This window comes from Capnocytophaga sp. oral taxon 329 str. F0087, from assembly GCF_000213295.2.
GTDB classification, from domain to species: domain Bacteria; phylum Bacteroidota; class Bacteroidia; order Flavobacteriales; family Flavobacteriaceae; genus Capnocytophaga; species Capnocytophaga leadbetteri_A.
Window position 1 is genome coordinate 1 of record NZ_KN390020.1, and the last position, 8,707, is coordinate 8,707.

An 8,707-nucleotide genomic window follows, 5' to 3' on the forward strand; every position below is an offset into this window, starting at 1 on the left:
TTTATCAAGGAAAGAGGTAAGCATATCGCCTATATTTCCGCCTTTTCCTCCAAAGAAGTTAGAAATCATAGGAGTTAAGTTTTGGAATATTTGGCTCACATTGTCAAGAGAAACTCCTGTTTTTTCGCTGATAGCTTGCAAGGTAGACGATTGTCCATCGCCTGTTAGTTTGCTTAGCAGTTCAGCGCCAGTATTTTCACCTTGTCCTAACATTTGCTTAAGCGAATCTAACACGGTACCTACTTTATCTGTTGATACTCCTGTCTTTTCACTAAGCCCGTTAACGATTTGTTGGAGGTTCTCTCCACCCAAGAAGTCTAAAATTCCTGCCATTTTATATAATTATTTTAATAAAGTTACTATTTGAGCGGCTAATTCTGTGCCGATACGGTCTTGTGCCTCATTGGTAGCTGCACCTATATGGGGCGTGAGCGAAATTTGGGGGTGCATCAGCACTTGTATAGCCGGATTAGGTTCATTTTCAAATACATCTAAGCCTGCAAAAGCTACTTTTCCGTGATCTATAGCTTCTATTAGCGCTACTTCATTAAGTGCCCCTCCTCTTGATAGATTTATAACCCCTACTCCGTCTTTCATCATCCTAAATTCTTCTTCATCAAGCACATAACCTCCATCTGCAGGACTGTTATTAAGAGTTATAAAATCTGATTCCATCAGTAGTTGCTCTTTTGCTACTGTTTTCACTGTAAAAGAGGTTTCTTGTCCATCAAAGAAACTAAGAGTAATCACAGCCTCCTGCACATTAGGGTCGTATGCTAACACACGCATTCCTAAGCCTATGGCTATGCGGGCTACTGCTTGCCCACTGCGTCCAAAGCCTATAATACCAAGGGTTTTACCTCTTAGCTCTGCCCCATTATTGTAGTTTTTCTTCAGTTCATTAAATCGTTGGTCACCTTCCAATGGCATATTGCGGTTAGCGTCGTGTAGATAGCGAACTCCAGTAAAAAGGTGTGCAAACACCAATTCTGCTACCGAATTAGCTGATGAAGCAGGAGTATTAATTACATGTAGCTGCTTGCTCTTAGCATACGCTACATCTATATTATCCATACCTACCCCTCCCCTACCGATAAGTTTTAGCGTAGGACAGCCATCTATAATATCTTTGCGTACTTGGGTAGCCGAACGTACTATCAAAGCATCAATACTGTGTTTATTTATATAATCTACTAACTGATTCTGAGCTACTTTTGTAGTGATAACCTCAAATCCTTCGCGCTCCAAAGCTACCTTACCTGTCTCAGATATACCATCATTTGCAAGTATTTTTATCGCCATTATATATTATTATTTTTATTATATTTTTAATCTTTTTCTCTCACGAACAAATTTGCTAATTTGCTAATTAAACCCTCCTTTGTACTACCTCAAATACTCTTTCTCCATCGCATTTCAGGGTTTTCGACGGAAATTTAAGTATAAGAGCGTAATCGTGTGTAGCCATTAATATCGTACGTCCCGAAGCATTTATCTCCTTCAGTACTTGCATTATTTCCACACTCGTCTCTGGGTCTAAATTCCCTGTTGGTTCGTCAGCAAGTATAAGCTCTGGATTGTTTAAGAGGGCACGTGCAATAGCTACACGTTGTTGCTCCCCTCCTGAAAGCTCGTGCGGAAACTTAAAGTCTTTCGTTTCCATCTTCACCTTTGTTAAAACTTCTTTTATACGGTTTTTAATAGCTATTTTGTCTGTCCAACCAGTTGCTTTTAGTACAAAAGCGAGATTGTCATACACACTACGATCGGTAAGCAGTTTAAAATCCTGAAATACCACTCCTAATTTTCTCCTTAGCAAAGGTATTTTGTCTTCATTTAGCTTATTCAAATTAAAACCGACTACCTTTCCTTGCCCTTGTGTCAGAGGTAAATCACCGTATAGTAATTTAATAAGGCTACTCTTTCCCGAACCTGTTTTCCCAATAAGATATACTAATTCTCCTTTTCCTATCGCAAGATTGATATTCGAAAGAATAAGATTATTATTTTGATATACAGCTACATCTTTCAGCTGTAATATGGGTGCCTCCATTTATTTTCTTATAATTAATAATTGCAAAGATACAAAATAATTGAGAATTCACAAAATTCCTTATTACTTAGCGCTGATAAGCTGTTTCAGCGCACTCATCTCTCTGTATTTTTCTCTTGCTTCTCCTGCTGGGTAACCAAAGTAGGTTTGATCGCCTTCTAATGATTTCGACACACCGCTCTGCGCCAATATAACGGCTTTCTTGCCAATAGTTATCCCACTGGTCATTCCTACTTGCCCCCATATGGTTACCTCGTCTTCTATTACCACACAGCCAGCTATGCCTGTCTGCGAAGCTATTAAGCACTTCTCCCCTACTACAGTGTCGTGCCCTATATGCACTTGGTTGTCTATTTTCGTCCCTTTCTTTATTGTGGTATCTCCTGTCACACCTCTATCTATAGTACAAAGAGCGCCTAAATCTACATTATCTTCTATGACTACTCTCCCCCCTGATTTTAGCTTATCAAATCCTTCAGGACGTTTTTTGTAGTAAAATGCATCGGCTCCCAATACAGTCCCTGCGTGTATAGTTACATTATCTCCTATTACGCAATCGTCATATACCGATACGTTAGAGTGTATAAGGCAGTTTTTCCCTATTTTCACATTATTACCGATGAAAGCCCCTGGTTGTATTATAGTATTTTTCCCTATTACAGCGGTAGGTGCTACTAACGAAAAAGCTTTTACAAAAGGCTTAAAAAAATCGGTTAGCTTATTAAAGTCTCTAAATGGGTCATCCGATATTAGTAGAGCTTTCCCTTCAGGGCACTCTACTTCTTTGTTTATCAGCACTATAGTAGCTTTCGATTGCAGTGCTTTATCGTAGTACTTAGGGTGGTCTACAAACACTATATCACCGGGTTGTACTACGTGTATCTCATTCATTCCGAGTACGCTAAAATCATCATCGCCTATATATTTGGCATTGATAATGGTAGCTATTTGTTTTAATGTATAAGGTTGAGGAAAACGCATATGAATGTTTATTTTAATAAAAAAGAGGTTCTCCGACAAAAAGTTTATTTTTCTTTAGGACAACCTCTTTTGTTGAATAGTAAAATTATAAATATGGGGAAACTAATCTTTCATCCTTTCTACATAAGTACCCTTTTCGGTTTCCACTTTTATGCGGTCTCCTTCATTGATGAAAAGAGGTACATTTACAGTTGCTCCTGTTTCTACAGTGGCAGGTTTAGTAGCATTAGTAGCTGTATTTCCTTTCACACCTGGTTCTACGTGTGTTACTGTTAGGATTACATTGGCAGGCATTTCTACCGAAAGAGGGGTTTCGTCCTCTGCGTTAAAGATTACCATTACAGTCTCTCCTTCTTTTAGAAGGTCTGGGTAATCAAGCATATCTTTGCGGATATGTACTTGGTTGTAATCATCGTTATTCATAAACACAAACTCATCTCCTTCTGCATATAAGTACTGAAATGAGCGAGTTTCTACACGTACATCTTCTATTTTATGCCCTGCCGAAAAAGTGTTATCCAATATTTTACCTGTGGTAACGCTTTTCAGCTTGGTACGTACGAAAGCAGGTCCTTTTCCTGGTTTCACGTGTAGGAACTCTATGATTTTATAAATGTCGTGGTTAAAGCGGATACATAATCCTTTTTTAATGTCTGCTGTTGTTGCCATTAATTATTATTGTTTTTATTTTTAAATACTCTTCTAAACACTTTCACCATAATAGCCTTTCATTATACCGTGTTGCGATTTGCGCACAAATTGCAGTATCTCATCGCGCTCTACGGTAGCCTCCATTTCGGCTTCTATATATTCCAAAGCGTGCGAAGTGGTGAGTTTCTTCTGAAAAAGCACACGGTATATATCTTGTATTTCTCGTATTTTTTCTACACTGAAGCCTCTTCTGTGCAACCCTATTGAGTTTACTCCCACGTATGAAATAGGGTTACGCGCTGCCTTAGCATAAGGAGGTACATCTTTTGATACCATTGTCCCGCCTGTTACGAAAGCGTAACTACCTACCGAACTAAATTGGTATACAGCTGTCATCCCTGCCATTACTACAAAATCACCAATAGTTACGTGCCCAGCAAGAGTTGTGCTATTAGAAAAAATACAACCCTCACCTATAATGCAGTCGTGCGCCACGTGCGAGTATGCCATTATCAAACAGTTGTTACCCACTACTGTTTTCATACGGTCTGCGGTACCTTTGTTTATGGTCACACACTCTCGTATAGTAGTGTTATCCCCTATATGAGTAGTGGTTTCTTCTCCTTTGTATTTAAGGTCTTGCGGAATAGCCGAAATAACTGCCCCTGGGAATATTCTACAATTCTTCCCAATGCGTGCGCCTTCCATAATAGTCACATTAGGACCTATCCAAGTACCTTCTCCTATCTCTACATTCTTACTAATAGTAGTGAAAGGCTCTATTACTACATTCTTTGCTATTTTAGCATCAGGGTGTACGTAAGCTAAAGGTTGTATCATATACATTTATTTTACTTTTACTATTTGAGCCATCAGCTCTGCTTCTGTAGCCAACTTACCATTTACGTATGCATATGCCTGCATATGGCAAATGCCTCTTCTTATAGGGGTTAGCAATTCTAATTTAAAGATAAGTGTATCTCCAGGCACTACTTGCACCTTAAATTTCACATTATCTATCTTCATAAAATAGGTAAGATAATTCTCCGGATCGGGTACGGTGCTGAGTATAAGTACCCCACCTGCTTGTGCCATAGCTTCTATCTGCAATACCCCTGGCATCACAGGTGCTCCAGGAAAGTGCCCTACAAAGAAAGGCTCGTCCATCGTCACATTTTTTAATCCTATCACGTGCTTGTCCGAAAGCTCAAATATCTTATCCACTAATAAAAATGGAGGACGATGTGGCAACAATTTCATTATATCAGCCGTATTAAACAATGGCGGCTGATTAATATCTATTGAAGGCACGTTATTACGTCGCTCATTTTTTATTATCTTCAAAAGTTTTTTAGCAAACTGTGTATTGGTGAAGTGCCCTGGCTTTGTAGCAATCACTTTCCCACGTATACGGGTACCTACTAAGGCAAGGTCTCCTATTACATCTAATAGTTTGTGGCGAGCCGCCTCATTGGGGTAGTGTAGCGTAAGGTTATCAAGTACCCCATTAGGTTTTACAGTAATCTCATCTTTGTTGAAGATTTTCTTTAGCTTTTGCATAGTAGTATCCGATATTTCTTTATCTACATACACTATAGCATTATTTAGATCACCTCCTTTTATAAGCCCGTGGTCAATTAGCGTCTCAAGCTCGTGCAAGAAACTAAAAGTACGTGCATCTGCTATCTCGTTCCTAAAATCTGATAGCTTATTCAGATAAGCATTCTGGGTACCCAATATCTTGGTACCAAAGTCTACCATTGTAGTTACTTGGTACTCATCAGCAGGTATAAGGGTTATCTCACTACCTGTTTCTTCATTTACGTAGGTAATTACTTGTTTCACCACGTATTCATTACGTGGGGCATCTTGTGGCTCAATCCCTGCTTGGGCTATTGCTTCCACAAAAAACTTAGACGAACCGTCCATTATTGGCGGTTCTGATGAGTTCAGTTCAATAATAACATTATCCAAATCCATCCCTACAAGTGCCGCAAGTATATGCTCACAGGTCTGTATTCTCACACCTTTTTTCTCCAACACTGTACCTCGCTCAGTGTTCGACACATAGGTTGCGTCAGCTTCTACTACAGGGTTCCCTTCTAAATCAGTACGTACGAAGGTAAATCCGTTATCAATGGGGGCTGGTTTCAGCACCATTTTCACTTGTTTGCCTGTGTGTAGGCCAATACCTTCTAAAGATATTTCTTTGGATAAAGTATTTTGCTTCACCATATTATATTGTTATTTTAATTTCTTTTCTAATTCTTCTATGCGTTTTAGCAAGTTTGGCAGCTTGCGAAATACCACATAGGCTTTGTTGTATTCTGCATAGCCTAAGGCTGGCGAACCTTGTATCACTTCATCATCTTTCAGATTGCGCCCTACTCCTGTTTGGGCTTGTATGCGCACACGGTTTCCTATAGTTAGGTGTCCTACTATGCCCACTTGCCCGCCTATCATTCCGTTTTCACCTATTTTAGTAGAGCCTGCTACGCCTGTTTGCGCAGCTATCACTGTGTTTTTACCTATCTCTACATTATGGGCTATCTGTATTTGGTTATCCAATTTCACCCCTTGTCGTATGATAGTCGAACCCAGAGTAGCTCGGTCTACGGTACTATTCGCCCCTATATCTACATTATCTTCCAATACTACATTACCTATTTGGGGCACTTTGCTGTATACCCCTATTTCATTAGGAGCAAAGCCAAAACCATCTGCCCCTAATACCACACCGCTGTGTAGAGTACAGTTTTTGCCTATTACAGTCTCCGAATATATCTTACAGCCTGAGAATATAGTGGTATTATCACCTATTACCGAATTATCGCCTATATAGGTGTTAGGGTATATCTTCACATTGTTGCCTAATACTACATTTTCGCCTATATAAGCAAAAGCTCCTATATACACATTCTCGCCCACTTTAGCAGTAGTAGCTATAAATGAGGGCTGCTCTATCCCCGTCTTGTTCAGCTTTATCTCGTTGTAAAAAGCTAATAATTTCGAGAAAGCAGCGTAAGGGTCATCTACTCTTACTAAGGTGGCTGTAAGCGTACTCTCTGGTTCAAAATCCTTCCCTACTATTACTACAGACGCGTGGGTTGTATAGATAAAATGCTTGTATTTAGGATTGGCTAAAAATGAAATACTCCCTTCTGTCCCCTCTTCTATTTTTGAAAGTTTATACACCTCCACCGTGGGGTTTCCTTCTACTTCTCCACCCAGTACATTGGCTATTTGTATTGCTGTAAATTTCATTTAATTAGTTTATAATCAAAACGATATAGCTCTAAAGCTACCTGTTTCAGATGTTTCTAGACTCTATTTTTCGCAACAAAAGTATAAAAATTATTTTAAACTACATCTATTTTTATCATTTTTTTTCAATTTTCTTTCCTCTCGCTCCGTACAGACTACTTAGGGTAACACACATAGTATTTCACCGTTTTTTGTGCCAGAGCCTCAAGGTTCAGTCCCTCAGCGGTCTTGCTAATATCCACTACTCTACCGTTCTTTGTCAAGAGTTTTACAATTTGTTTCTCAGGATTATAGGCTCTATTTTCCATCATTCCTGTAAACACAAAATAATCTACCGTTTCAGGAGCATAGCCATTAATCACTGCCATATTCTGTAGTCGTTTTATCTTAAGCGCTTCAAAGTCTGTAGGGCGCAGTTTTACTTTCAGCAGGTCGCGGTTCAGCAGCATTCTACTCAGTGAGGAAAGCACCCTATCTGAGTGAAACTGCCACTCTTTCATAGCCGCAAAAATATCAGTATCGTCTAACAGAGCAAACTGTTCAAGTACTTCTGTGGTAAAATTTTCGTTTGAAATTCTGTTATGCACAAAAAATGATAAGGCTGACGACATTCGCAGTGGTTCTCCCCCTTGCACTAATATCTTTGCTCGTTTAAGAAGCCTAATAAGCATCTGCTCTGCTGTCACACTGGTTTTGTGCAAATACACCTGCCAATACATAAGCCTTCTGGCTATCAGGAACTTTTCTACCGAAAACAGCCCTTTTTCTTCTACTACCAACTCGTCATTGCGCACATTCAGCATCGAGATAAGTCGCTCCGAGTTAATATTCCCTTCTGCTACTCCGGTATAAAAACTATCTCGCTTCAGATAGTCTGCTCTGTCCATATCCAACTGACTCGAGATGAGTTGGTGCATAAACTTTCGCGGATAAGTACCCTGAAATATCTGTATAGCCAACTCTAATTTCCCATTGAAAGTAGCATTGAGTTCTTTCATAAAAAGCAGCGAGATATCCTCGTGCGAGATATTCTCTACTATGCTGTGCTCCATAGCGTGCGAAAAAGGCCCGTGCCCTATATCGTGTAGCAAAATAGCAATGTATAACCCTTCTGCCTCCTTGTCCGATATACTCACCCCTTTAAAACGAAGCATCTCTACCGTTTTCTGCATCAGGTACATACACCCCAACACGTGTTCAAAACGGGTGTGCTTAGCCCCTGGGAAAACTAAGAACGAAAGCCCCATTTGATTGATACGCCGCAAACGCTGAAAATAGCGATGCTCTATAATATCAAACACCAATGTGCTCGGTATATGTATAAACCCATAAATTGGGTCATTGATAATTTTTAGTTTATTTCTTGACCGCATTCAGTTGTTGTTTTTTGAGCCAATGCGAGGTTGCTTGGTATGCCGAAATACATTCTTTTACTTCTTGTCCTGTAGGCGTTTGCGCTTGCTGCTCATAGAACAATGGGTAATCTTTTGCAGGCTGTTCTGCCTCTGGCAACAATTGGTATTGTCGTATTTTATTCAATGGCGAAACAATAGTCAAATGGGTAGGCGACAAATAGCCCAAATCCTGATAAGTAGCTATATAAGCTCTCGGTGTGTAATGCCCGCTAAATACATCTTGTCCTATAAATTTAGAAGTGTATTCAAAATTCAGCAGCCCCAATACGGTTGGCATCACATCTATTTGCGACACAAGCGTATCTACCTTTTTAGGTGTTATAAAATCAGCGTAGATAAAGCA

Annotated in this window: 9 protein-coding genes and 1 pseudogene; all 10 read right to left on the minus strand. The window is 39.6% G+C overall.

Translation table 11 applies throughout. The annotated features are described in order from the left end of the window. Positions 1-333: DUF937 domain-containing protein (locus tag HMPREF9074_RS08345; RefSeq protein WP_034540261.1), on the minus strand; the 333-nt coding region annotated here is incomplete at its 3' end. Positions 334-342: 9 nt separating this feature from the next. Next, positions 343-1,302: a D-2-hydroxyacid dehydrogenase gene (locus HMPREF9074_RS08350; protein WP_009391172.1), complete on the minus strand. Its 960-nt coding sequence runs from the start codon at positions 1,300-1,302 to the stop codon at positions 343-345. Positions 1,303-1,369: 67 nt separating this feature from the next. After that, positions 1,370-2,053 (minus strand): cell division ATP-binding protein FtsE, encoded by a 684-nt coding sequence (locus HMPREF9074_RS08355; RefSeq protein WP_009391171.1) that lies wholly within the window; start codon positions 2,051-2,053, stop codon positions 1,370-1,372. Between the two features lie 63 nt (positions 2,054-2,116). After that, positions 2,117-3,034: a UDP-3-O-(3-hydroxymyristoyl)glucosamine N-acyltransferase gene (locus HMPREF9074_RS08360; protein WP_009391170.1), complete on the minus strand. Its 918-nt coding sequence runs from the start codon at positions 3,032-3,034 to the stop codon at positions 2,117-2,119. Between the two features lie 102 nt (positions 3,035-3,136). Continuing rightward, positions 3,137-3,703 carry an elongation factor P gene (gene efp / locus HMPREF9074_RS08365; RefSeq protein WP_009391169.1) on the minus strand — a complete coding sequence of 189 codons (567 nt, stop codon included), beginning with the start codon at positions 3,701-3,703 and terminating at the stop codon, positions 3,137-3,139. A gap of 33 nt (positions 3,704-3,736) precedes the next feature. Beyond that, positions 3,737-4,525: an acyl-ACP--UDP-N-acetylglucosamine O-acyltransferase gene (lpxA, locus tag HMPREF9074_RS08370; protein ID WP_034540269.1), complete on the minus strand. Its 789-nt coding sequence runs from the start codon at positions 4,523-4,525 to the stop codon at positions 3,737-3,739. A 6-nt stretch (positions 4,526-4,531) separates the two neighbouring features. Then, entirely contained in the window at positions 4,532-5,920 is a 1,389-nt protein-coding gene (locus HMPREF9074_RS08375) for a bifunctional UDP-3-O-[3-hydroxymyristoyl] N-acetylglucosamine deacetylase/3-hydroxyacyl-ACP dehydratase (protein WP_009391167.1), read from the minus strand. Between the two features lie 9 nt (positions 5,921-5,929). After that, complete coding sequence (gene lpxD / locus HMPREF9074_RS08380) at positions 5,930-6,949, minus strand: UDP-3-O-(3-hydroxymyristoyl)glucosamine N-acyltransferase (protein WP_009391166.1); 1,020 nt, start codon at positions 6,947-6,949, stop codon at positions 5,930-5,932. Positions 6,950-7,104: 155 nt separating this feature from the next. Then, the gene (locus HMPREF9074_RS08385) at positions 7,105-8,322 is read right to left on the minus strand and encodes an HD domain-containing protein (RefSeq protein ID WP_009391165.1); all 1,218 of its coding nucleotides are present in this window, start codon (positions 8,320-8,322) and stop codon (positions 7,105-7,107) included. Then, positions 8,306-8,707, minus strand: a pseudogene (locus HMPREF9074_RS08390) (LTA synthase family protein); the annotation flags it as partial. The gene HMPREF9074_RS08385 and the pseudogene HMPREF9074_RS08390, both read right to left, overlap by 17 nt.